The 25,084-nt window shown below is 37.6% G+C and carries 22 protein-coding genes; 7 read left to right on the forward strand and 15 right to left on the reverse strand.

The window, feature by feature from the left end; genetic code table 11:
• Window positions 1-565: 565 nt before the first annotated feature.
• The 5 genes from V6R96_RS06740 to V6R96_RS06760 form a co-directional block, all read right to left on the reverse strand.
• Entirely contained in the window at window positions 566-3,031 is a 2,466-nt protein-coding gene (locus V6R96_RS06740) for a glycoside hydrolase family 3 N-terminal domain-containing protein (RefSeq protein ID WP_336378439.1), read from the reverse strand.
• 5 nt (window positions 3,032-3,036) lie between these two features.
• Window positions 3,037-4,068, reverse strand: coding sequence for a nucleoside hydrolase (locus V6R96_RS06745; RefSeq protein ID WP_336378440.1), 1,032 nt, complete (start codon window positions 4,066-4,068; stop codon window positions 3,037-3,039).
• A gap of 10 nt (window positions 4,069-4,078) precedes the next feature.
• Entirely contained in the window at window positions 4,079-4,957 is an 879-nt protein-coding gene (locus tag V6R96_RS06750) for an alpha/beta hydrolase (protein ID WP_336378441.1), read from the reverse strand.
• Window positions 4,958-5,288: 331 nt separating this feature from the next.
• Window positions 5,289-7,580: a glycoside hydrolase family 3 N-terminal domain-containing protein gene (locus tag V6R96_RS06755; protein ID WP_336378442.1), complete on the reverse strand. Its 2,292-nt coding sequence runs from the start codon at window positions 7,578-7,580 to the stop codon at window positions 5,289-5,291.
• Between the two features lie 10 nt (window positions 7,581-7,590).
• The gene (locus V6R96_RS06760; RefSeq protein WP_336378443.1) at window positions 7,591-9,849 is read right to left on the reverse strand and encodes a TonB-dependent receptor; all 2,259 of its coding nucleotides are present in this window, start codon (window positions 9,847-9,849) and stop codon (window positions 7,591-7,593) included.
• A 371-nt stretch (window positions 9,850-10,220) separates the two neighbouring features.
• Between V6R96_RS06760 and V6R96_RS06765 the strand changes: the two genes are divergently transcribed.
• Window positions 10,221-10,970: an NrtR DNA-binding winged helix domain-containing protein gene (locus V6R96_RS06765; RefSeq protein ID WP_255815895.1), complete on the forward strand. Its 750-nt coding sequence runs from the start codon at window positions 10,221-10,223 to the stop codon at window positions 10,968-10,970.
• Window positions 10,971-11,734: 764 nt separating this feature from the next.
• Here the strand turns inward: V6R96_RS06765 and arsB are convergent.
• From arsB to V6R96_RS06805, 8 genes are all read right to left on the reverse strand, one after another.
• Window positions 11,735-12,766, reverse strand: a complete 1,032-nt coding sequence (arsB, locus tag V6R96_RS06770; RefSeq protein WP_336378444.1) for an ACR3 family arsenite efflux transporter — start codon at window positions 12,764-12,766, stop codon at window positions 11,735-11,737.
• A gap of 6 nt (window positions 12,767-12,772) precedes the next feature.
• Window positions 12,773-13,264, reverse strand: coding sequence for an N-acetyltransferase family protein (locus V6R96_RS06775; protein WP_336378445.1), 492 nt, complete (start codon window positions 13,262-13,264; stop codon window positions 12,773-12,775).
• Window position 13,265: 1 nt separating this feature from the next.
• A complete protein-coding gene (locus V6R96_RS06780) occupies window positions 13,266-13,877 on the reverse strand; it encodes a protein-tyrosine-phosphatase (RefSeq protein WP_336378446.1) in 612 nt (203 codons plus the stop codon).
• A gap of 56 nt (window positions 13,878-13,933) precedes the next feature.
• Complete coding sequence (gene chrA, locus V6R96_RS06785; RefSeq protein WP_336378447.1) at window positions 13,934-15,067, reverse strand: chromate efflux transporter; 1,134 nt, start codon at window positions 15,065-15,067, stop codon at window positions 13,934-13,936.
• Window positions 15,057-15,227, reverse strand: coding sequence for a hypothetical protein (locus V6R96_RS06790; protein ID WP_336378448.1), 171 nt, complete (start codon window positions 15,225-15,227; stop codon window positions 15,057-15,059). The genes chrA and V6R96_RS06790 overlap by 11 nt, the downstream gene beginning before the upstream one ends.
• The gene (locus V6R96_RS06795) at window positions 15,214-15,861 is read right to left on the reverse strand and encodes a class I SAM-dependent methyltransferase (protein WP_336378449.1); all 648 of its coding nucleotides are present in this window, start codon (window positions 15,859-15,861) and stop codon (window positions 15,214-15,216) included. The genes V6R96_RS06790 and V6R96_RS06795 overlap by 14 nt, the downstream gene beginning before the upstream one ends.
• 12 nt (window positions 15,862-15,873) lie before the next feature.
• Window positions 15,874-16,347, reverse strand: a complete 474-nt coding sequence (locus V6R96_RS06800; protein ID WP_336378450.1) for a DUF6428 family protein — start codon at window positions 16,345-16,347, stop codon at window positions 15,874-15,876.
• Window positions 16,348-16,451: 104 nt separating this feature from the next.
• The gene (locus V6R96_RS06805; protein WP_336378451.1) at window positions 16,452-16,778 is read right to left on the reverse strand and encodes a metalloregulator ArsR/SmtB family transcription factor; all 327 of its coding nucleotides are present in this window, start codon (window positions 16,776-16,778) and stop codon (window positions 16,452-16,454) included.
• 109 nt (window positions 16,779-16,887) lie between these two features.
• Here V6R96_RS06805 and V6R96_RS06810 point away from each other — a divergent pair, with 109 nt between their 5' ends.
• The 5 genes from V6R96_RS06810 (at window position 16,888) to V6R96_RS06830 (ending at window position 21,111) form a co-directional block, all read left to right on the forward strand.
• Complete coding sequence (locus tag V6R96_RS06810; protein WP_336378452.1) at window positions 16,888-17,520, forward strand: Crp/Fnr family transcriptional regulator; 633 nt, start codon at window positions 16,888-16,890, stop codon at window positions 17,518-17,520.
• 73 nt (window positions 17,521-17,593) lie between these two features.
• Window positions 17,594-18,388, forward strand: coding sequence for a sulfite exporter TauE/SafE family protein (locus V6R96_RS06815; protein ID WP_336378453.1), 795 nt, complete (start codon window positions 17,594-17,596; stop codon window positions 18,386-18,388).
• A 228-nt stretch (window positions 18,389-18,616) separates the two neighbouring features.
• Window positions 18,617-20,029, forward strand: coding sequence for an MBL fold metallo-hydrolase (locus V6R96_RS06820; RefSeq protein WP_336378454.1), 1,413 nt, complete (start codon window positions 18,617-18,619; stop codon window positions 20,027-20,029).
• 23 nt (window positions 20,030-20,052) lie between these two features.
• Window positions 20,053-20,616 carry a YeeE/YedE thiosulfate transporter family protein gene (locus V6R96_RS06825; RefSeq protein ID WP_336378455.1) on the forward strand — a complete coding sequence of 188 codons (564 nt, stop codon included), beginning with the start codon at window positions 20,053-20,055 and terminating at the stop codon, window positions 20,614-20,616.
• Window positions 20,617-20,628: 12 nt separating this feature from the next.
• Window positions 20,629-21,111 carry a DUF6691 family protein gene (locus V6R96_RS06830; protein WP_336378456.1) on the forward strand — a complete coding sequence of 161 codons (483 nt, stop codon included), beginning with the start codon at window positions 20,629-20,631 and terminating at the stop codon, window positions 21,109-21,111.
• 398 nt (window positions 21,112-21,509) lie between these two features.
• Here V6R96_RS06830 and V6R96_RS20745 read toward each other — a convergent pair whose 3' ends face one another.
• Both V6R96_RS20745 and V6R96_RS06835 read right to left on the reverse strand, forming a co-directional pair.
• On the reverse strand, window positions 21,510-21,731 hold the full coding sequence (locus tag V6R96_RS20745; RefSeq protein ID WP_407934750.1) for a DUF3788 family protein: 222 nt from the start codon (window positions 21,729-21,731) through the stop codon (window positions 21,510-21,512).
• A gap of 248 nt (window positions 21,732-21,979) precedes the next feature.
• Entirely contained in the window at window positions 21,980-23,266 is a 1,287-nt protein-coding gene (locus V6R96_RS06835) for a hypothetical protein (protein WP_336378457.1), read from the reverse strand.
• Window positions 23,267-23,939: 673 nt separating this feature from the next.
• On the opposite strand from V6R96_RS06835, the gene V6R96_RS06840 reads away from it, so the two are divergent.
• Complete coding sequence (locus V6R96_RS06840; protein WP_336378458.1) at window positions 23,940-25,043, forward strand: T9SS type A sorting domain-containing protein; 1,104 nt, start codon at window positions 23,940-23,942, stop codon at window positions 25,041-25,043.
• Window positions 25,044-25,084: the final 41 nt, after the last annotated feature.

Genomic DNA, 25,084 nt, shown 5'->3' on the forward strand with positions numbered 1-25,084 from the left:
TTATTTTGAAATTGATTTAATATTTGCCATAAATAACTATAAGTAGGTGCAGATTTTTCTTCCTTCAGCATCTGGAATTGGTTAAGCAAAATGGCAAGTAAATACGAATATGGTAGTGAGCTAGTTCCACAAATCTAACTGTTACATTTAAGTAAATTATTACCAAAATTAGGTTATAAGGTAATTAATTGTACAATTTGCTTAGCTTAGTAAAAATAATGTTAATTAGTTGAAGTATTTGCTCTGCCAATCTTTAAATTAAGATTTATATTGATACTAAGTTTTCTGTTTAAATGGAGAAGTATGTGTATAATAATACTTTGATAATAGGAAATAAATAAAATGGCGCCAACTGTCTTTAGTTGGCGCCATTTGGCTGTGTGAGCGAGACGAGTGTATCTTCAAACACTTTTGTCGATGATTTGGTTTGATTGAGTCAAATTAGACAGGAATTATAGAGCTCATCTTTGTCAATTAAAAAATTAAACATTGTCGCTATTTTCCGAAAATTATTTAACCTTAGGTCGGGTAATCAAATTGTACGATCCAATAGTAGCTGGTTATTTTATTTTTTAGGTTTCAGATCTTCAAACTTTTGATCCGATGGAAGGATATGCTGCACTTTTTCAACCACCAGTTCTTTCGGAACAGAAAATTCTGCCGTCTGTTTGATGTCCAAAGAAGATGCACCGACTGACACTTTGTAATTTCCGGCTTCTGCAATCCAGGCAGATTTTGCGGTTTCAAATGAAGCCAAATCTTTCGGGTCCAATGTCATAGTAACCCTTTGTGATTCTCCCGGCTTAAGTTCTCTGGTTTTCGTGTATGCTTTAAGCTCGGATTTTGGTTTGTCGACATTTTTTCCGGGAGCAGACAGATACAGTTCGACCACTTCCTTTCCTGCAATTTTTCCTGTATTTTTTACATCAACAGTTACTTCCAATTTATTATTAAAAGTCTTGGAACTGGTTTTAATATCTGAATAAGCAAAATCTGTATAAGATTTTCCATACCCGAATTCATACGAAGGTTTTACACCAAACGTACTGAAATAACGGTAACCTACATATACACCTTCCTGATACGTAACATCTTTCGGATTGTCTGCGGGAACTCCCGGGAAATTCTTAGCCGAAGCGTGGTCTGCATAATTCACAGGGAAAGTCATCGTCAGTTTTCCTGATGGATTCACCTTTCCAGAAATAACATCCGCAACAGAATGTCCGCCTTCCTGTCCCGGTTGCCAAGCCAAAAGAATGGCATCCACTTTATCTTTCCAGGAAGCGGTTTCAATAACACCACCGATATTCAAAATCACGACAACTTTCTTCCCCTTTGCATGGAAGGCTTTGGAGATTTTATCCAGCATTTCGATTTCTTCAGCGGCTAAATTGAAATCATCATTCACCACTCTGTCACCACCTTCTCCTGAGTTTCTTCCCAACGTCACAAAAGCGATTTCAGAAGTTTCCGCTTTTTTAGCATAGAATATATCATCCAGTTTTATTTCGGGAAGTCTTTCAGGAAGTGCTAAAATTCCTCTTGCTTTCCTTCTTTCTTTTTCGGCAGTGACTTCTTTTTCAGCAAAGGGCTTATATAAATCAACCAATTCTTTGTCTAATTTATAACCGGCCGTATTCAATCCTTCCAATAAAGAAACAGTGTGCTTGTTGTTCACACTTCCGCTTCCTGTCCCGCCTGTAATCCACGCATAAGAAGTCACTCCGAATAATGAAACTTCTTTCTGCTTGCCTGCAAAAGGTAAAGTATTTTGTTCATTTTTAAGCAAAACCATACCTTCTGTTGCTGCGTTTCTTGTTACTTCTGCATGTTCAACTAAGTTGGGTCTATCATTGTATTCATATTGCGCAAAAGTGGGAGTTTTGAAGACATATTCCAGGATTCTTCTCACGTTGAGGTCGGCCACCTGCTGAGATAATATCCCTGAATTTAAAGCTTCCAGCAACACTTTTTTCTGTGTGGGAATTCCCGGCATCAAAAGGTCGTTACCTGCATTTATCTGTTTTACAACATCGGAAATGCCTCCGTTTCTAATGGATTCAAATCCGGGGAAACCACCAAACCAGTCGGTCATCACAATTCCTTTAAAGCCCCATTCGTTTCTCAAAACCTGAGTCAGTAAATCTTTTGAATCTGATGTATAAATACCATTCACTTTATTGTAAGAAGACATTACCGTCCAGGGCTGAGATTCTTTAACGGCGATTTCAAAATTTCTCAGATACAATTCCCGCATTGCTCTTTCTGAAACGTGAGCGTTGATGGTCAAACGGTTCGTTTCCTCATTATTCGCAGCAAAATGTTTGATGGATGTTCCTACACCTTGAGACTGGATTCCGTTCACGATAGAGGCGGCTGTTTTTCCGGAAACTAAAGGGTCTTCCGAATAATATTCGAAGTTTCTTCCGTTCAAGGGGTTTCGCTGGATATTCAGGGCTGGTGCTAAAAGTACGTCCACACCGTATTCTTTCACTTCATTTCCCATTGCTTTTCCAACCTGCTCCAAAAGTGTTTTATTCCAGGTTGAAGCTAAAGCAGTTCCCACAGGAAATGCCGTTGCATAATACGTTCTGGAATCATTTTCCCTGGTCGGGGCAATTCTCAAACCTGCAGGTCCGTCTGCCACAACGGTAGCGGGAATTCCGAACCTGTCGAAATTAGCTGTTCCACCTGCTGCACCGGGAACCAAACCTTGCTTTGAGTCTCCGACAGGTCCTGTCAGAACTTCAATTCCGGGCATTCCTGTTCCAATCAGAAGGTTTACTTTTTCTTCGTTGGTCATTTGTTTGATGATGGCATCAATTCTTTTGTCCACCGAAAGCCTTGTATCTTCCCAAACATCTAATTTTCCGTTTTTGTTGGAATCTTTAAATGTTTTTCCGTTAACTTTTACGGTTAGATTGTTATTTTGAGCTTTTGCATAAGGTGATGCTGCGAATAAAGCCAGGAATAAACCTGAATATTTTGCTTTCTGAGAAAGTCTGATCAATGTAGATACATTCTTCTTCATAATTTTTATCTTTTAGTATTGAACATTTTAATTTTTGTATAGAAATCTGCGAACATCATTCGTGTATCAAGTTGCGTATACACTCTGATGTTTCTTCCTTTAGGATTGTATTCGTAAAGTCCGTTATCATTAATTTTTGGAGCATTTTTGACGACATACGAACTTGAAGACGAATCAGCTTCAAACGAAGACTGTAAAGCTGTAAGTAACACCAACGGACTGTCTCCCATAATATAAGTTTCACCAATTAACAGATTGAATTTCTGCGTTCTTTCCATTAAATCTTCGATTTTCTTGGTAAGATAAGCTCCTGTTTTTCCTTCAGGCTTCACTTTGGTCACAAGTTCTCCATATGACATCAAAGCTTGTCGGTAAGCATTCCTCGGAATCTGCCAGATATTAAGATTTGATTCGTTAAAAACAACCTGTGCTGCTCTGATGTCGATTCCGAGATTGTATTCCAAAGGCTTGTAACCGGGAGGAGGGGTTGCTAAATCGGGATATTCCGGACCGCCAATCCAAACGACAATAATTTTGTCAGCGATTTTTGGTTCCATTAAATAGGCACTTGCCACTTCCGTCAAACCTGCGCCACAAACCACAAACAAAGGATTTTTCTCATCCGCTTTCATTGTTTCTGCAACAATTGCTTTTGCACCTTCGGAAATGTTTGGCGTTTTCAAGTCTTTCAGCTGATCATTTGAACCTTGGAAAACTGAAAATCTGTTTTTCAAATTCATTACTTCCAACGTTTCGTTGACTTTTTTCACTGCATTTTCAGCAGTAACTTTTGATGAATCAAACGGATCCCCCGGTTTTAAATGAGAACCGATAATTCCTTTGATTTCTGTGGAAGGTGAAAGAATCTGATGAACGAGCTGAAACAAGCCATCCGGGTCGCCACTGAAATCATTGTCGACGATGACTCTGTATCTAGGCTTTACAAATTTGTCCATTCCCGGAAGTGCGGAAGTCGTCTGAGCAAACAATGACACTCCTGCAAATACGGATAATACACTTACCAATATTGTTTTCATCAATGATTAATTATAAAAACTTGTGGAATTTCAACCAATCCAAATAGACATCCGACCATTTGTCAACAGGAAGATTTTGTTTCCCCATTCCGAAACCGTGACCACCTTTTTCGTAGATGTGAAGTTCAGTTGGCTGTCCTGCTTCTATCCATTTGTTGTATAATAAAACTGATTTTGGAGCCAGTTTTAATTGGTCATCACTTGCGGCACAAATAAACAATGGTAACGGCGTTGAAGGAATCTGTGTATCTAAAATATCCTGACTTGGCCCGCCGTAAATCGAAGCTGCGAAGTTGGGTAACGTTGAAGCATCTTTGCTGTGAAGAACACTTTCCAAAATCACACTTGCACCCGCTGAAAAACCGATAACACCCAGTTTTTCAGGATTGATATTTAATTCTTTTGCGTGGGTTCTGATGTAGGAAATGGCCGTCTTGATGTCGTCTCCAGCCATTACTTTGATTGGAGCTGTTTTTGCGTCAAATGCTTTTCTGTCTTTGATACCTTCCATCATTTCTTTTGCCGGGTCGTTGGATTTTGTTTCCAATAATCGGTATTTTAAAACCATTGCAGTGATTCCGTTTTCTGCTAATTTTTTGGCAACATCAATTCCTTCTCTGTTGATGGATAAACTTTGAAAACCACCACCTGGAGCAACAACGATAACTGTTCCGTTGGCTTTTGCTTTATCAGCTTCAAAGACTAGCATTGAAGGTTGTGAAACATTGAAAACAACTTCCGTTTTAAACAATTCATTGAATTGCTGTGCTTCTTTTTGTGTCCAGTTTTCTGTTCCCGGCGCTTTTCCTTTGTATAATGGAATTGATTTTTGAGCGTTGATGGTTGTTAAACCTGCAAGAAATAAACTTGCTATGATTAATTTTTTCATTTTTTTAAATTGTTTTGATTTTTAGTTCTTAAACTTTGTAGTTAGTTTGTCATTCCGTAGGAATCTAAGCTCAGTATTTCAAATATCATTGTTGAAATTCCTACGGAATGACAAAGACTATGTTGGTTTTAACATAGGATTTCTCGCAGCCCGACTTGAACGAAATCCTTTTTTGCTTGGTCTTCGAGTTCTATTTAAACTGGAATCGTATTGCAAAAAAGATTGGGAGTGGAAGGCGGATAAAGCTGCCCAAATAATTACTGTTAAAGAAATGAAGCCGAACATAATGCCCGGTCTCAAGACATCAATTAACTAATTTTTTAATGAACTATTACTTATGATATTTTTGAGTTCTGGCATCTTTAATCACGCCGGACCAGTTCATTCCGTATCCGAAATCGTAGTTATGACCTTCGGAGTCCTTGTGTGTTTCCATATCGTAAGGAACATCCTCTTTCTGCTTTTCAACAGTTGCCATATTTGCAGGCATCTGAAGGGGAAGCAGTCCCGAAGGCTCATATTTTCCGGTTACGATATCCACAACAGCCTGATTGGAGACATTGAAGTTCATCAGAATCGCATCAGCGTGCTTTTCAAATTCGTTGAAGATCATCGGTTTTGAAGCCGTTACAGAAACAATGACAGGTTTTCCGTTCATTGTCTTATAGGTGTTTTCAATCGTCAGTAAATCAGTGAAATTGGTGGCCGTTGAAGTTTTATTTTTAAATGTTCTGTCGTGTACATTTGGGGCTACAACGGGGTCGCCTGCCGCAATACTTTTTTCACGGGCTTCGGTTGCTGTATACGTTTTGTACTGAAGAGAAATCGGAAGATAGCCATTTCCGCCTTCTGCAGCATCGATATCGCTGTAACCGCCCTCTTCACTATGCGGGCTTTTTACAAAAACCAATGCGAAATCCGCCTTTGTAGGGTCTTCGGTTACATTATAATGTTTTTTGACTTTTTCGATATCCACGGGATAGTCCAGAGACGGGGCTGTGTAAATTCCCCACCAATTGAATGTTGCGGGAGAATATCGCTTTGGAATGTAAACCGTTTTTCTTTCTTTGATAGGAAGAACACTTCCTTTATTTTTCAGCATCACAATCGATTTAACCTGCGCTTCGTAACCCGCCTTCATAAACTCAGGATTGCCAACGATTTTCCTAGTTTCTTCAACATTAACGTACGGATTTTCAAACAATCCTGTTCTGAAGAAATTTCTCAGCAAACGAACGGCAGACTGCTCAAATTTTGCACGGTATGCTTTTTCACCGTACTCTTTCATTCCCATCTGATACGCTTCCAAAACGGGTCCTTTATCATTATTTCCTCCAAACTGATCGACACCCGCTTCCAAGACCTTGTAGTGACGTTCAGCGATTGATAATTTCTCGGCACCCCAGGGTTTTCCGGCAAATCCTCCCGGAGTTTTTGGTTCATCAGCTGTAATTAACCAGTCGGTACACACCACGCCATCATATTTGTATTTTCCACGAAGTAAATCTGTGATCAGATATTTACTGTAACCGTTTCCGACATTTTCTCCGTTTTTCGTATCCTGGTTAAAGCTGATTGTATAATAAGGCATTACCGCAGAAGCTTCTTTTGTTCCTCCACTTAATTTGAAAGCACCTTCCGTAAAAGGTTTTACGTGATTCTGGAAATTATTTCCCGGATAAACAGCAAATTTCCCCATCGCCCAGTGGCCGTCACGACCGCCTTCTTCAGGACCTCCTCCCGGCCAATGTTTTACCATCGCATTTACACTTTTGTTACCCCAACCGTTTTTGCTTCCGCTAGTTGTCTGGAAGCCATCAATATAACCTCTTCCTAAATCTGCTGTCAGTTCCGGACTTTCAGAGAAAACATAAGCGATTCTGTACCAACGGGGTTCTGTTCCCAGGTCGATTTGAGGTGATAGGGCCGTTGAAATCCCCAATGCTCTGTATTCCTGAGCTGCGATGTTCCCGAATTTTCTAACCAATTCCGGGTCGAAAGTTGCACCCATTGCCAAGCCATCCGGCCAAAGAGAAATTTGTCCGCCTGCTCCTTCATTAAACTCAGCCGTTACGATTGCAGAATGTCTCGGGTCTGTACTGTTGTTGGCTGGAATTCCCAATCCCAGACCTTCAATATAAGCCTGAATATTGTTGCTCCATTGTGCTGCAATTTCAGGAGATTCAACGGTTGTTACCAAAACATGACGAAGGTTATCTTCTTTTAAAAATTTCTTTTGCTGGTCTGTTAAATCAGAGGCTTTTGCACCGCTTTCTTTATACAGCATTCCGTTATATTTCCCTGCCCGGAAACCGTCTGCAGGTGCAGGAACAGATTGGTGACCGCTGTACAGCATTAAACCTGCAATCTGTTCGACTGTCATTTTTGATGCTAAATCTTTCGCTCTTTCGTCAACGGGAAGTCTCCAGTCTTCGTATTTGTCAAGTTTTCCGTTTCTGTTTAAATCTTTGAATTTATTTCCGCCAATTGTAAGAATTTTTACACCTGAATCTGCGGAATACCCTAAAACAGGGCCTTTAGAATTCGTTACTGTCTGAATATTCTGTGCAAATGCTGTTACTCCTAAAAATAATGCAGTAACATTTAAAACCGTTCTTTTCATTGTTTACAATTTAGAAATTAAAGTTTACCGAGAATTGGCCTGTCAACGGCATAATGTATGTTCCTGTCAATAGTTTTCCGTAATACGGGCTTGCATCTGTAATCAGTTCGGCACCGTTGATGGTTCCGCTTGCCCCTCTCTGGTTCAGGAAGTTGATAACCGTTGCACCTACATTGATGTTTTTGTTAACCGTATAATTTACACCACCGAAAGTTTCCCATCTCGGCGCAAAATATAGTGCATTGGTCAGATTCGCATACTGTTTTGAGAAATACCTGAAGCTCGCCCAGAACCTCCATTTGCCGGTCGAGTAGCTTGGGTCGATTTCCATCAGCGTTTTGGCCACCCCCAGAACATTATTGTCGCTGTAATTGTAATCTTTTCCGAAAGCATTGAAATTAAATTTCTTGTACACCGGATTCTGCAATGTAATCAGGTAATGAAGATTAAATCCTTTGAAAGGCTTTAAAACAAAGTCTGTGGTCCAGCCCAATGTCTGGATATCGTAATAAACGGTCGTGGTCTGTGCCTCAGAACTATTGGCAGGATTTACAAGGTTATATCTGTTAAGGTTATTATTTTTTTTCAGATAGGTTGCCTGGGAAATTAACTGGATCCAGTCTGTATTCCAGAAAACTCCAATTGCTCCCAATGGGCTTTTAATTTTATTGGTATTGGGTTCAAAAGCCTGTGAGTAGCTTTCCAGTCTTCTGTTTTCTTCTGTGTATAGGAAGTTGGCCAAAACGCCGAAGTTTTTGGTAATGTTGTAAGTCGCATTCAAACTTCCTGCAATCTGAAAGAAATTTTGGCTGATGTGATTAAACTGACCAGGGTCCGTGAAACTGAACCCAATCGTTCTGGGAGTCAGAGAATATTCTCCATCTAGGATATGATTTCTCAGATGCAAACCGTAGCTCAGATTAAAGTTGTCGGTAACTTTCCATTCATCGGTACCATACAGTGAAAGTTTGTTCTCTGTTCCGCTGTGATATTCGCCGCCTGCATTGTAGTTATAGAACCCGTCAGCATCGGTATTGGGCCCGATCAATCGTTGAGGCTGAGCTTCAACAGTCTGGAAGAAGAAAGAACGGTTGGACGTGAATTTGTCAACGTGATAATACTGTTCCAATACACCGAAAGTCACGTTATGATTTCCGACCTGTTTATTCAACGAAAAGCGGCTTGCGATATTTGTAATTGGGGTTTCCGGCGTGTACATCCCCAGAATAGTTCCTACCTGTCCCGAATAAGCCTGACCGCTGGAAGCCAAAGTATATCCTGCAGAAGGATCGGCATTGAAAATGCTTAAAGGAATCATATTGGACATTTTAGTTTTTGAAAAATGTGCCCTTGTGGAGAATCTGAAATTCCATCCACTGTTCAAAAGATAATTACCAAAGATATCAATGTTGTGGGAGGTTGACCTGTTATCTTTGCCGCTCATGGACGCCCAATAAGATTCACCCGTGAGGATATCTTTGACTTTCATCTGTCCATCTCTTACCACATAGGAATCCCTCCCGATTTTGAAATTATCGAGCTCCGTTACTTTTCCGTTTTCTCCATATTGAAAAACCGCATAATTGGTGATGCTGTAAGAATCCGCATATTTATATAAGATGGAGATTTTACCCTTATCGTTATCGAAATATTTAGTAGCGCCGACCCTGAAAATCTTTGTTTCATCGGCATTTCTTGCAAACCCCAGTTTATAGGTGCTCGGATCATAATTTGCGAACGCTCCGACTGTATAGCTCCAGCCGTTTTTAGAAATCGGTCCTGACGCATTTACATCGCCCTGCAGCCAACCAAAGGTGCTTGTAGTAAGCTTTCCTTTCAGTTTGAAATCTTTGGTTCCCGTCTGCGCGTATGAATTCACCGCGAAACCAAGATCTCCCATCGTATTTGCCAGCTGATCCATTTTCAGAAGTCCGGTTTTTTCAAGGCCCACACTCTGTCTCCATGTTTTATTGGGCAGTTCCGGCCAGAAAAAATAAACCACAGGAAGGTCGTTTTCAAGAATTGTAATTCCTCCGACGGTTGATGGCAGACCGATATTTACGTCTCTGGGACTTGTGTTATTGGCCGCGTTTAACATGACGTTCCTGTTGTTGTCTTCTTTGGAGGTAACAGTCTTTACACCTTCTGCACCTTTTATAGCTGTATTCACGGCATTTTTCACTACCAGGCTATCGGTCTGCTGCCCGAACGCAGTACTGAAGGAAAGCATCAGTCCCAAAGCGGAAATTGTAAATTTTAGATTTTTCATAATTATCAATTAATCTGTTTTTTGTGGTTTTAATCGTGCAGAGAGTTATCGAATCACGGATACGGTATCATTATATGGTATAGGATCCAATATTTCCTGATAAATATTAGTTGCTTCTTTAAGAAGCAACTAATATTACATTCTTTTTTTGATACAACCAAATGGAATGTTGCGAAAAATTAATATTTATGTATTTGTTTGATTATTAGATAAATAAAAAAGTATTTTATTGTGAAATAGACTGGAGAGTTTTGGAAATGTTAAGAAATCCTGAACTGAATATTACCCAAAAAAACAATCTGGCAGCGTAAATTTTGGTTCTTCCTGAATATGACCTTAAATTTGTTGCAACCAAACAATAGAAAATAAGCATGAGTCCCCATAAGCAGATCATAGAGAAATCAGCTGAGTCCTATCAATTATATTTACCACATATTTCCATCGATACGGTCATTTTTGGCTTTAGCGAAAATGAGCTTAAGGTACTTGCGATCAAAATGAAGTTTAATCAGCAGTGGTTTCTTCCCGGTGGTTATCTTAAAAAGAAAGAGAATATTGATGATGCGGCTGTGAGAATTCTGTCAGAGCGTGCAGGGGTATCCGATATATTTCTGGAGGAGTTTGCGGTATTCGGAAAGTATGGCAGAAGCGAAGACTCTTTTGCTGATTATGAAGACAGCCTGTGGCATAAACAGAGATTTGTTTCCATTGGGTATTATGCACTGGTCAATTACCATAATGTTTCTCCCAAAGCAGATGAAATGAGTGAAGAATTTGACTGGCTGGATGTCAACAATCTTGACAGATATCCTATTACAATGGACCATAAGGAAATTATTCAGAAAGCGCTCCTGACCCTTAGAGAGCGTATCACCTATAAACCTATAGGGTATAATTTGTTACCGGAGAAATTTACGATGACTGAGCTGCAAAAGTTGTATGAAACGATATTGGGCAGAGATCTTAACCGTGGTAATTTTTATAGAAAGATCAAGAATATGGGTATTCTGAAAAAATTAAACGAGCTTCGAAAGGGTGGGGCACATAAAGCACAGGAGTTATATTCTTTTGACAGGGAAAATTACGAAAAGGCATTGCAGGATGGGGTCAATAGCTGGTAATTTTCAAATAAGTAGGCGGGGTTAATTGGGAATAACACACATTGGTACGTTATAAAAAAAGATAATGGAAAAATCAAAATGACTGAGTTATTTAAAGTTAAATAATAGCAGCAGCGATTTAAAAACTTTGAAAAATCTTGTTATAAAGCCATAATCTTAAATGAAGCGAGAATTTTTTTGTATTGTTCATTTAAGCTATATTACCAATAAGCAGGTCTATTTGCTTAACAAGGCAAATCATGATTATGTAAGAAAAATTATTGATTGTGAGAGTGAACAATATTTACAAAACTTTATTGAAAAAATACATGTGGAATGATTTACAAAAAAAGGTTCAAGTATAGTTAAGTTTATTATTTCTGTTACTTATAAATATTCAAAGAGTATGATTTTATTATAATCCTTAATAAGTGTAATTGAAATTGTACTTATTAAAGATTCTTTTATATCATCTTATTGCGGGTCAATCGTATTTCATGTTCCTGAGGATATGGCTTGCGCCAGGTCATACTGATATCTTCATGAAGATGACGTTGGGGTTCCAAGGATTTTTCTTTATCCGTTGAATACCTGGGATTCGGAATAAAAGGCATTTTAGCCATTTTACGAAGGTAAGAGTAGGGAAATGAAAATCTATGCTTGCCTGCTAAATTAAAACGATGTTACTTGAGAAAATGTAGTTATGGATAATTTCATAATCGAATGCTATATTAAAAAAATGGCTTGTTATAAGCTAACTTATTCTGTTATATCAATTTGTATCACTATACATAGTACTTTTTCTTTAACCATAGACTTGCTCTTACCAACAAAATCAGAACCGGAACTTCTACCAAGGGACCGATAACCCCGACAAAGGCTTGTGCAGAGTTGATGCCGAAAACAGAGATAGCAACTGCGATTGCCAGTTCAAAATTGTTTCCTGTGGCTGTAAATGCGATGGAGGCATTTTTGTCATAAGGTACTTTCATCGATTTATTGATAAAGAAGCTGACAAAAAACATCAGTACAAAATATACCACAAGTGGTATCGCAACTTTGACAACGTCCATGGGCAGGTCCACTATTTTTTCGCCTTTAAGGCTGAACATCAAAACAATTGTAAATAATAAGGCATACAATGTGATTGGTGAAATTGCCGGTACAAATTTTCTGTTATACCAATCCAGACCTTTTAATTTAACCAAAAAATAGCGACTTAAGAACCCAGCCAGAAATGGAATACCCAAATAGATGAGAACACTCTCCGTCACATCTTTCATTGATACACTTACATTGAAATTGGCCAATCCTAATTTTCCCGGTAAAACATTGATGAATAACCAGACAAAAAAACTGTAGGTGAATATCTGAAAAATACTATTTAAGGCGACCAGTAAGGCGGCATATTCTCTGTTTCCTTTGGCCAGATCGTTCCACACGATGACCATTGCAATACATCTTGCCAAACCTATGAGGATCAATCCTATCATATAATCAGGTTCACCTCTTAAGAAAATAATGGCCAGTATAAACATCAATATGGGACCGATGATCCAGTTTAACAGAAGTGATATACTGATTACCTTTTTGTCTTTAAATGCAATAGGCAATAAAGAGTAATCTACTTTTGCGAGGGGAGGGTACATCATCAAGATCAATCCAATTGCCAGCGGAATGTTGGTTGCTCCTACAGAAAGTGAATTGGTAATGTTTGTTATTTCGGGAAATATATATCCTAAGCCTACTCCGACTGCCATGGCAAGAAATATCCAAAGTGTTAAGTATCTATCGAGAAATTTTAATTTTGGTTGCATACTGTTTTAATTTATTCCTGTTGTTTTACTTCTTCTTTCCATAATGACGGTGTCACGCCAAGTATCTCTTAGCTTTCCGATTTTTTCGCGATAACCTATCATTCTGAAGCCCGAACTTTGATGAAGAGCCATTGTTGCTTTATTCTCAGGAAACATACCGCTTTGCAATGTCCATATGCCGTTCCTTTCACTTTCTTCTAGCAGTTTTTGCATTAAGGCTTTTCCAATGCTTTTTCCTTTATGATTATTGGAAATGTAGATGCTCAATTCTGCCACACCACCATAGACACATCGGTCACTCACTGCCGAGAGTGCAGCCCAGCCAACAACTGTGTAGTCAATTATAGCAACCAATCGTCTGTGCTTTAGTTTACCTTTGTCCCATTCCTCCCAAGTCGGAACAGTGGTTTCAAATGTGGCATTGCCTGTTTCAAGCCCTTGCCTGTATATTTCCGTTATGTCTGGAAAATGCTTCTTGTCTGTTGGTATTATTTCCATTCTATTTATTTATCTGCGAAAAAACATAAAACATCTCTGTGGCGATCTGCAAACTTCTCTCAGCGTAGATCTGCGTCTGTTCTGGTGTGTTGTCTGAAGATTTGGGGTCATTGTACTTAATAGGAAATCTTGCCTCTGCGCCTATAACCAAAGGGCAGCCTTCATCGGCATTGTTGCACGTCATAATTGCACCAAATTCTTTTTTGGGATTAAAATCATTGCTGTATTCTTTCGAAAAGCAGATGATAGGAGCTTCATTTTCTGCATACTTTACAGCATAGACAGGATTCTCATTGTCGCTCAGCATCTGAATTTGAAACCCTTGGTTTTCCAATGTTCCAGCCACTTTTGGGAACATTGCGGTCGCTTCTGTACCTCCGGAATAACAGTACACGCTCTTAATACCAAAATGGAAAGCCATGGTCTGCGCCCAGATCTGGGACAGGTGACTTCTTCGGCTGTTGTGGGTACAGATAAAATTCAGTCTGACTGTCTGATCTGCTTCCGATTTACTTTGGATGTAATCTGCTAATGGCTGCAAAACAGTTTTTCTTTCCTTGGTAATAGAGTCTATAGAAATTGATTCTATAATCTTTGAAATGGTTTGGTTCATTTTTATTTATTTTTAATAATATCGATAAACAGATTACTTTTTAATTATAATATTTATTAGATGGTATTTAAAATATAACCTAATAATGCACCTCCTAAAACGATGAACGCACTATTAATCTTTTGGTATTTGAAAATAACAAATGCACTGATCAATGCAATAGTGATCGTTCGCCAATCCGTGACGGCTTCTTTACCCATTGTAAAGCAGACGGCAACTATGATTGCTACAGAAGCTACATTGACGGCATCAAGAAAAGCCGATAAGCTATTGTATCTGCGTATCCTTTTCATTAGCGGATTGAGCAATGCAACGAAAATAAATGACGGAAGGAATATGGCAATAGTCGAAAGGATGGCACCTGATAATCCATTGATCTGATAACCGATAAAGGTCACAGAAGAAAAGACAGGTCCCGGTGTGAACTGTCCCACAGCGATCGCATCCATTAATTGCTGTCTGGTGATTAAGCCTTTTGCAACCAATTCTGTATCGAGGAAAGCAAAAAGAACATATCCGCTCCCATACAGTATTGAACCGATTTTCAGGAAGATCCAGAACAATTTCACATTTGTTTCTGAAAGAAATTCATTTTGACCAACCTTGAAAAATAATAAAGGAACAAAACCCTGCATAGTGTTACCATTATTCATGTTCTGAAACGAGAATACAACTATGGCCAAGAAGCCCGCACCAAACATCAGATAAATCTCGCTGATTCCCGATAAGGAACCTAATAATACAGCCATACCGACCAAAGCCAGGAATGTAGATTTGATCGACTTCTTTGCCAATGGATACACTGCGCCGATGATCACCGCAATGATCGCAGGCTTGATACCGTAAATGAATGGTTGAACTTGGGGCAGCTGTCCATATTGATGATATAAAAAAGCGAATGTTCCTGTGATCAAAACGGCGGGAAAAATAAAGCACAAGCCGGCTGCCAGTAGACCTTTCCATCCGCCTTTGTCATAGCCGATGTGTATTGCCATTTCGGTGCTGTTGGGACCGGGGATAAGGTTGACCGCTCCTAGCAGATCAAGAAAATGCTGTTCATCCATCCATTTTCTTTTGACCACCACCTCGTTCTGCATCATTGCGATGTGAGCAGCAGGACCGCCAAATCCTATAATGCCCAGTTTGAGAAAAAGGAGAATGATCTCTTTGGTGTTGACCTTATTTTCCATTTGGGATCAGTTTTTTATCGAATGACCAACAACCTGCACCTTTGATCAGCAAAAAAATACTTCCCAAAAGCCTCGCCCAGTCGGTTCGGCTTCTGTGCAGCAGTTCCATACGGATCAAAATGGTGGTTTTACTGTTGCCAGTAATATTAAGCTTTAGCATTATCAGAAATGATGTTTTTTCTTTTGAAGCTGCAGAATACAAAATTCTGAATGGTTTCAAAAGGTGTCTTATGATCAACAGAAAAACACTCAATCGCTTCAAAATATTTCTCAAACCGATCTGTCATTGTTTGTTCTGAATATTGTTTAATATCGATACCGCTGCATTTTTTTGGACCCAGCTTCGAAAAGGTACCAATCACCATCATTCCATTTCTGGAGATCGCATTTCCTGTAGTTTCTATATAATGATCCACATCATTTTCTTCGGTCAAAAAATGAAAGGCAGCCCTATCGTGCCAAAAATCGTATAGTTCTGTTGGTCTGAAATCCAAAATATCTGTAGTGATCCACTGCACATTGTCGGCTTTGCTTTCTAGCCTTGCTTTTGCCCGTTCTATTGCTGTATGGGAAATGTCAAGCACTGTAATATCTTCATACCCTAACTCAAGCAGATGGTCCACAAGAAAACTGTCGCCTCCGCCAACGTCAATGATTTTAGCGGACTTGGTCAGATCGAGCTGATGGATAAATTTTAAAGAGGTCTCGGGATCAGGCTGATACCAGCTTACTATTTCCAAATGTTTGTTCTGGTAAATGTTTTCCCAATGCGATCTTTTGTTGAATGCTTCCATATAGAAATTGATTTAGCAACAGCCTCCTCCAGGTTTGCACGTATTAGCACTATTAACAGGCAATTCCGCCAGATTCTTCTTAAGTTTTTCCGAAGGAATTCCGCAAGCATCCTGAGCAAGACAAGCAGTGGTCTTACTTTTCAGAACAAAAACTTTCCCATTGAATTCCAGATCATATTTGCCAATGGTATTGCTTTGATATTCCACTTCGATCTCATTATTTTCAATCCCTAATTTTTCTTCAGAAAGTTTGATAATATTAAGCAGTTTTCCGGGTTTTAACCTATGCTCGTAGTCGTCTGCATTCCATAACTGGAAATTGACCACTGATTCCTCACGAATCACTCCGCCACAATCGATGAATCTTTTATTGATCTGTCCGACTTCCGTCACGTGGAAATGCTCAGGCACAAAAGTCCCGTCTTCCAATTGAAACTCTACATTCTCCAATGTTGGCAAGATCTCTTTTATTTGTTCTAGTGTCATATTATTTTGTTTTAATTGTTTTTTAATTTAATGAGAGCGATTTGAAAGTCTAAAAATATATTGTACTAATGCAATATTGCGATATTTGAAAGTAAAAAAATGCATTAACAACATTTCTGATCAGTAACGGTATTAATGATCTTTGAAAAGTAATCTTTCAGGATCTCGAAAGTATTTTCATCGATACAATAGCATACTGAATTTCCCTCAATGTTGCCTTTTATCAAATCGGCATTTTTCAGTTCTTTCAAATGCTGGGATATGGTGGGTTGTGCCAAGGGTAATTCATTAACGATGTCTCCCGTGATACACGTATTTACCTTGAGCAGGTATTCTATAATAGCAACTCTGGCAGGATGTCCCAATGCTTTTGCTATCACTGCTATTTTATTTTGTTGATCTGTAAAGTGATCCGTCTTTGTAGCTCCCATAATAATTTAATATTGCAATATTACGATATATTTTATTTATAAGAAAAAATAATTGATGTAAAATCGAAAATTTATAAATTAATGTAAATTCGTAGCATATTTTCACATAATGAACCCAAATATAATTTCTTCCGAATTCAGTTCTTCTAAGGAATTAACTGATAGGCTTTATCAAAATGGTATCTTGAAAACATATCGGGAGGGCGAAATCATTCTGGATGAAAATGCGTCCATACGCTCAATACCTATTGTAATGAAAGGATTGTTAAAAGTCATCCGGACAGAAGAAGACGGTCGCGAGATCTTACTCTATTACATCAAGGCAGGTGAAAGTTGCATTATGTCGTTTCTTGGTGGGATGCACAATGAGAAAAGTATTGTAAAGGCCGAAGTGGAGGAAGATTCAGAGATCTTGTTTTTACCAATGGATAAAGTTACCTTATTCATCAAAGAATATCCGGAATGGCTGGATTATATTTTCAGGCTGTATCACAAGCGTTTTGAAGAATTGCTCGATATTATCAATGCGATTGCCTTCAAAAAAGTAGATGAAAGATTACTCAATCTGCTCTATAAAAAATCTGAAATCTCCCAATCTAAAACCATCGTAATCACTCACGAACAGCTTGCCAATGAACTGGGAACAGTTAGAGTAGTTGTGTCAAGACTTCTGAAACAGCTGGAAGATTCCGGTAAATTGAAATTAGGAAGAAACAAGATTACACTCTTGGATCCAATATAAATTTCCCTATGTAACAAAAGTAGCGGTATGTCTTCTATTATATTTCCATTTTTGCTTCATAAAAAGTTGAAGAATGGAAATTTTTGGTTATATCGCATCGGTTTTTATAGGTATTTCTTTAGGATTAATCGGTGGTGGCGGAAGTATTCTTACCGTTCCTGTGTTGGTTTATCTCTTCGGAATTGAGGCTTTTTTGGCAACAGAATATTCACTTTTCATTGTCGGAATCAGCAGTTTGGTTGGTTCGTTTTCTTACTTTAAAAAAGGATTGGTCGATCTCAAAACGGCATTTATTTTTGGTGTTCCATCAACCATTTCAATTTTTCTTACCCGAAATTTTCTTCTTCCATTAATTCCTGATGAAGTCTTTAGAATAGGGAATTTCATTGTGACCAAAGACATTTTTCTTCTGTTGCTATTTGCTGGATTAATGATTACCGCTTCCTACAAAATGATACGGAAAAGGGTGGAATTAAAAATAGGAACAATCCCTTCAGAAAATAACAATACACCTTTGGCAGTAGCTGAAGGTTCTGTAGTCGGTATTCTGACAGGTTTGGTAGGAGCAGGAGGCGGATTTATGATCATTCCTGCCTTGGTCAATCTTCTGAAAACGCCAATGAAAACTGCCATCGGAACTTCTTTGGTCATCATTTCTTTAAATTCTCTGATCGGATTTTTTTCATCAATGAATCACGTCAAAATCGAATGGAATTTATTAGCAACCATCACCGCAATTGCCATCGTTGGAATTATCATTGGCTCGCAATTATCAAAGAAAATTGATGGCAAAAAACTGAAACCTGCATTCGGATGGTTTATTTTAGTAATGGGAATTTACATTATCATTAAGGAACTTTTCTTTTAAATATCTAACAATCAATAATTTTTGGGCAGCTTTATCCGCCTTCCACTCCCGCTTTTTTGCTCGTCGTTCCTCCTCACAAAAAGAGCTCCGTTCAAGTCGGGCTGCAATCATTCGGTGTTTCAAAATAGGAGATAATTAATTAATACTCTTGTGTAACAAAAGTAGCTGTACAACAAAATTCAAACCCGGAAATTTGTATCAAATTAAAATTAAATAAAAAATATCAAAATGAAAATAGAACAGATTTATACAGGATGTCTCGCTCAGGGAGCTTATTACATTGTTTCAAACGGTGAAGCGGTGATTATTGATCCTTTAAGAGAAACTCAACCTTACATAGAGAGACTGGAAAAAGACAATGTAAAATTAAAATACATTTTTGAAACCCATTTTCACGCAGATTTTGTAAGTGGTCACGTTGATTTAAGTAAAAAAACTAGTGCGCCAATCGTGTACGGATCAACGGCAAAGCCCGAGTTTGAAGCCATCATTGCTAAAGACGGACAGATCTTTGAAATCGGAAAAATCAAAATAAAAGTTCTGCACACGCCGGGACACACAATGGAAAGCTCTTCCTTTTTATTAATCGATGAAAACGGAAAGGAAAAAGCACTTTTCAGTGGAGATACTTTGTTTCTTGGCGATGTCGGTCGCCCGGATTTAGCTCAGAAAGCGGCGAATATGACTCAGGAAGAGTTAGCAGGACTTCTTTATGAAAGTTTATACCAAAAAATTATGCCTCTGGAGGATGAAATTGTCGTTTATCCCGCTCACGGAGCTGGTTCTGCCTGCGGAAAAAATATGCAGAAAGAAACGGTTGATACGTTGGGAAATCAAAAGAAGACCAATTATGCGCTCAATCAAAAAGATAAAGAAAGCTTTATAAAGGCCGTTACAGAAGGGCTTCTTCCTCCGCCAGCGTATTTTGGGATGAATGTAGCGATGAATAAAAAAGGCTACGACAGTTTTGATGAGGTTTTATCTAAAGGTCTCCACGCACTTTCTCCCGAAGAATTTGAGGAAATGGCAGAACATTCAGGAGCTTTGATTCTGGATATTAGAAATAATGAAGATTTTGCGAAAGGTTTTGTTCCTCAATCGATTAATATCGGATTGGATGGAGATTTTGCACCTTGGGTCGGTGCTTTGATTGTAGATGTAAAACAACCGATTTTATTAATTACGGATGAAAATAATGAGGAAGAAACGGTTACAAGACTCAGTAGAGTAGGATTTGACAATGTTTTAGGTTTTCTGGAAGGAGGTTTTAAAGCATGGAAAAACAGCAGAAAAGAAACTGATACTGTAAATAGAATTTCTGCGAAGCAGTTTGAAAATGAAATCAAGGATAAAAATGTAAGAACCATAGATGTAAGAAAAGAAAGCGAATACCTGGCGGAACATGTGGATGGGTCTTACAACAAACCTTTAGCATATATCAATGAATGGATGAACCGTATTGAACCGACCGAACATTTTTATCTTCATTGTGCAGGAGGTTACAGGAGTATGATGGCGGCGAGTATCCTTCAGGCAAGAGGTTTCCGTAATTTTACCGAAATTGAAGGTGGATTTAATGCAATTGCACAAACTGAGGTTCCCAAAAGTGATTTCGTTTGTCAAAGTAAAGTTTTGAAGTAATTTTGAATTAAATAAGTAAATTAATGTTAGATATGATAAAAGAACCCTGGCCGTGGTATGTTGCAGGTCCACTGATTGGTCTTACTGTTCCGGCTTTGCTGACTTTAGGCAATAAATCTTTCGGAATCAGTTCGTCATTGCGACATATTTGTGCAGCCTGTATTCCGGCGAATGTGAGTTTTTTCAAATACGACTGGAAAAAAGAATCCTGGAACTTATTCTTTGTCCTTGGAATTTTCTTCGGAGGAATGACTGCTGCCCATTTTCTGATGAACCCCGGAGAAATTATAGTCAATTCAAATCTTAAAGCAGAATTAGCAACCTATGGGATCACGGATTACAGTAATCTTGTTCCGACCCAACTGATGAATTTTGAAAGTTTATTGACGTTAAAAGGATTTATTCTGATGTTTGTAGGCGGATTTCTCGTAGGTTTCGGAACAAGATATGCCGGAGGTTGTACAAGCGGACACGCGATAATGGGACTTTCCAATCTTCAATGGCCGTCTTTGGTGGCAACAATCTGCTTTATGATTGGCGGTTTTTTAATGGCAAATGTGATTTTGCCCATCATTCTTTCACTCTAAATGTATTTAATAATGAAAAAAGAAACAGATATAAGTCACCAAGATACCATTTGTACCAACGAAAACCATCTTCGGCACAAATGGTATCACAATTTGAAGTATTTAATAGTTGGTGTTTTGTTCGGAATCGTGTTTGTGAAAGCTGAGATCATCAGCTGGTTCAGAATTCAGGAAATGTTCCGTTTGCAGTCATTTCATATGTATGGCGTGATTGGAAGCGCAGTTGTGACTGGCATGATTTCAGTTTGGATCATCAAAAAATTTAAAATAAAAACCATCTACGGAGAAAAAATTTCAATTGCTCCTAAAACTTTTAACAAAGGACAAATTTATGGAGGCTTAATCTTCGGATTTGGCTGGGCCATTACAGGTGCTTGTCCGGGACCTCTTTTTGCGCAGATCGGGACTGGAGCTTTTGCGGTTATTATTACTTTGGTGAGTGCTGTTTTCGGAACTTGGGTTTACGGATATTTCAGAGACAAGCTGCCGCATTGATAGTATTTAAAAAAGCTTTATATAACAAAAGTAGTGGTACGGCTTCAACCTAGTTCTGATGATAAAAACCTTGCACAGGCGAGCTAGTTGATCGGTGGTCAGGCAAAGGGTAAAGCCATTGTTATTGATGTCATAAGATTACAGAAGAAAATAATCTGATCGCGATTCTGGGTAGATGTTGCAAAGTCTTTGCGATTACAACTATAATGATTTTACTGCTTGGTAAAAAAGACTGTAATGGGTGGTCATCCCTTTATAGTCTTTTTTTGGAACAAGATTTCAGTGAGCAATCTTTATTTCAATTAGTTTTTCAATATCTTTACAATGCAATTAATCTCTGACCTCAATCCTTATACCACGTCCCTCTGCATACACTTTTGCAGCTATAAGTTCAGTTTTTATACTGTCTGAAATGTTGCTTTAAAGAATTTTTCTCTTGGCAAAAGATATATTATAACCCGTTTTCTATCTTTAACTCGCAGACTCCATCCAAATTTTTCGCCGTAAAAATGCCATTCTGACTTCGAATTGTGGTCATGTTGATGAGTGAATTTCTCAAGGCTTTGCCCTAGGTTATAAGTATCACCTAGGGCTTCTTTCAATTGATCTAATGTCGGAATTTCATCCTTATTGTTAAATTTTTCATGATATTCAAAAAGTTTAAAGGAGTTTTTTCAGACTTAAGGATTATCTTTTAGCTCCTCCATTTGATTTTGGAGATCCGCTAACTTTTTCCCTACTCTGGAAAATGTCATAGCTTATATTTTTGTTCCTGTTGGACATGAAAATAAAGTAGCTTAACCTGTCGTTGATTATATTTTTCAAAATATTTAAAACAAGAAAAAATAAAACTATCTCAGTTTTCTTTTCAGGTGATAGTACCGGAATAATAACCCGTCATACCATAAGGCAAATAATAGTAGACTTGCGGGAATAAGAAGAGTTCTTTTTCTATATTGTCTGGAATATTTTTCTCAATTAAACTTTCTTTTATAGGCTCAATTTGACCCTGATTTTTGTCTGAAAACTCAACAACAGTAAGATTACTGCTATTTTCTTTCAGCTTATGTTCAAATTTTGAAATGATATTTTGAAAGAGCTCTCTTTGTTTTTCTTTTTTCTTCTTAAAATAATAGAGTACAGATCCTAGAACAATTATAAATCCTATACTGGAAATAATCAATAGCATTTTAATGTTTTCTGCCTTGGATTCTGCTTTTACTCTATTTTTTTCCAGAGAATAATAAGCTAGTTTTAATGCATCCTGTGTTGAGCTATTCAGTTTGCTATTGAATTCATTCTGAAGGCTTTTGAATTCTAACGCCTGCTTCTGATCTCCCTTTTTATCAAAGAGTTTAGAGAGTAAAGCATAATTAGTTCTTAAATTAGGGTCTTTATATTTAACCAGTAGAGGAGTTGCCTTATTAAGATGCTGCAAGGCTTCTTCAATATTGTTTTTCTGGTAGGCGATCTCGCCTATTTTTTCATGAGTAAGTCCTTTTACAAATGGATTATCATCAATTCCTCTATTTTTTAAAGCTTTTTTAAAATAATAATCCGCTGAATCTACTTGAGCCTTGTCAAAATACAGGCTTCCAAGATTATGGTAAGTGACAAGGAGTCTTTTATCTTTTTCTTCTTCTGATAAATTTGATTCAAGGTAAAGATTGGTGATTTTTTTAAAGATAGGAATCGGATTTTTTTCTTTTTTATTAAGTGACCTTATCGTTACCAATAAATAGAAAAGATCCGCAGATATCCAGTTTTTATCTTTCCTATTTTCAATTTTTTCTGCTGTTTTTATTCCCTCACCGGCATACTTTTCAGCTTCTTCATAGAGACCAATTACAAGATAAAGACCAGATTTATTAAGAAGTACTTCACTTGTCAATAAAGGAGTATCAATTTCTTGCTCTCTCAATTCTGCTTTTTCAAAATAGTAAAAACAATTTTTACGGTCACCTTTTAGAATGTAAGCTTGAGAAACAGATAATAATGCTTTTACTTTTCCTGCTTCATCTGCATTACGGTATACATTTTCCCAGATGCTTAATGCTTTATCAGGTTCGGTTTCAGATAATTTTTTCAGATTTTCTACCGGACTTTGAGCAAAAGCCTGAATAAAAAAGAATAAAAAAAATATAGTCTTTCTCATTAGTAAGTAAATATGATGTACAAATTAATGAATTATTTCTGATAGCAGGCATTTAAAAGAAAAGCCTTAAACAAAATAGTCACTATTTAACTTTTTATTTTATATCAGGTTTCTACTGAGATTGGTTGTAAAATGACAGTTTTTATGTTAAATTTCTTATTTAAGGATGTTTATGATTTTGTTTTTCAGAAAACATGAAATGGAAGGTAATTCCGTAGATGATTATAATAAAAAATGGTGCCAACTAAAGACAGTTGGCGCCATTGGGCCAATTTGTGATTTCTACGAGCTAAGTAAAATTGCTAAAGCAGGTAAACAAAATAACTACTCCGCATTTACTTCCAGCGGATGGATCATAGTATAACGGAAATAGAGTTGATAGGATGACAGATAGCCAGCATTGCCTTGTTCATACCAGTGCTAAAGACGATAAGTACTTTCGATAATGTCAAAATTTATACTTATATGTTTATTAAAAACATTGTATTTAATTGGTTGACATAAAGAATGTTGCGTTATAGTTGCTAATTTGTCAGTTGTATTTTTTACTTTTTTTTCTAATTATTGCTTAATGTTTTTTTGCTTTACAATTACAAATAATACGGTTATTTTAATTATTAAAAATTTCTCTTACCGTTATCAATTTGAACTCTTAAAATCAATTTAACTATATATGAAAAAGAACTATTTTCGTTTTTTGCAACTTTTAACTTTCTGTCCGATCGTAATTGGAGCCCAAGTTAGTCTTCCTTATACTGAAAATTTTGGAGGCAGCCCAACTCAATCTCAATGGAACTATTCTAATCCTTCAGTAATTGTCATAGAAAATATGTCAGTTGATTCTCCGAATGGAGGAGCAGGCGGGAGTCTAATGTATAATTTTTTTAACAGCATGGGGCTGTCTACTTATAACGTTCAGTCGCCGGTTTTAAATAATCCCACTAATGAACCTGTTGGGGTTTCATTTCAATTTGCAGCGGCTAATCGATATACCATGCCTGCAGCTATTCAGACCATTTTCGCAGATGATCACATTTTACTGGAGTATTCAACTGATGGGGGGCAAACGTATACTCTAATTCATGATTATGAAATTGGAAAAACCGGAGAATTAAATACTGGTGGGACGATTCCTTCTTTTTTTACACCTACAGCCAGTCAATGGGTTACCAAAAATATACTTCTCCCTGCGGGTACAAATAGAGTAAATTTTAAAGGAGTAAAAAATAATGTTAATCAGGCTGGAAATTTTGCTTTTTTAGATCATGTGATTTTTCAGATTTGTAATGGAAGTACTGCTGCTCCTACAGGAAATTCACTACAGAATTTTTGTTCATCACAGACGTTGGCAAACCTTGTGGTCACGGGTTCAAATATACAATGGTATGATGCTTCAACGGGTGGAAATTTACTTCCCAATACAACGGCGTTAGTTACGGGTACAACATATTATGCTTCTCAAGTTGTAGGAGCCTGCGAAAGTGCTACCCGATTAGCCGTTACTGTGAATTTATCAAATTGCCTATCCGTAAACGAAACTTCTAACAATAAGGATTTTAATTTTTATCCAAATCCAGTAAATGATATTCTGAATATTAATTCAAAAATGAATGTTGTTAAAGTAAATATTTATGCGGCTGATGGTAAGCTGGTGCAATCTGAGCAGGACAAGAAAATTACTTCAGTAAATATGAATAGATTGATTCATGGAATTTATTTCGTAGAATTTACTTTTGAAGATGGAAAAACACTTCAAAATAAGATTATTAAAAAGTAAGTTTCAAACTAAACAGGTAACCAAGTAGCAATCAAAAAGCA

It is taken from the genome of Chryseobacterium sp. CCNWLW53, from assembly GCF_037083525.1.
GTDB classification, from domain to species: Bacteria; Bacteroidota; Bacteroidia; order Flavobacteriales; family Weeksellaceae; genus Chryseobacterium; species Chryseobacterium lathyri.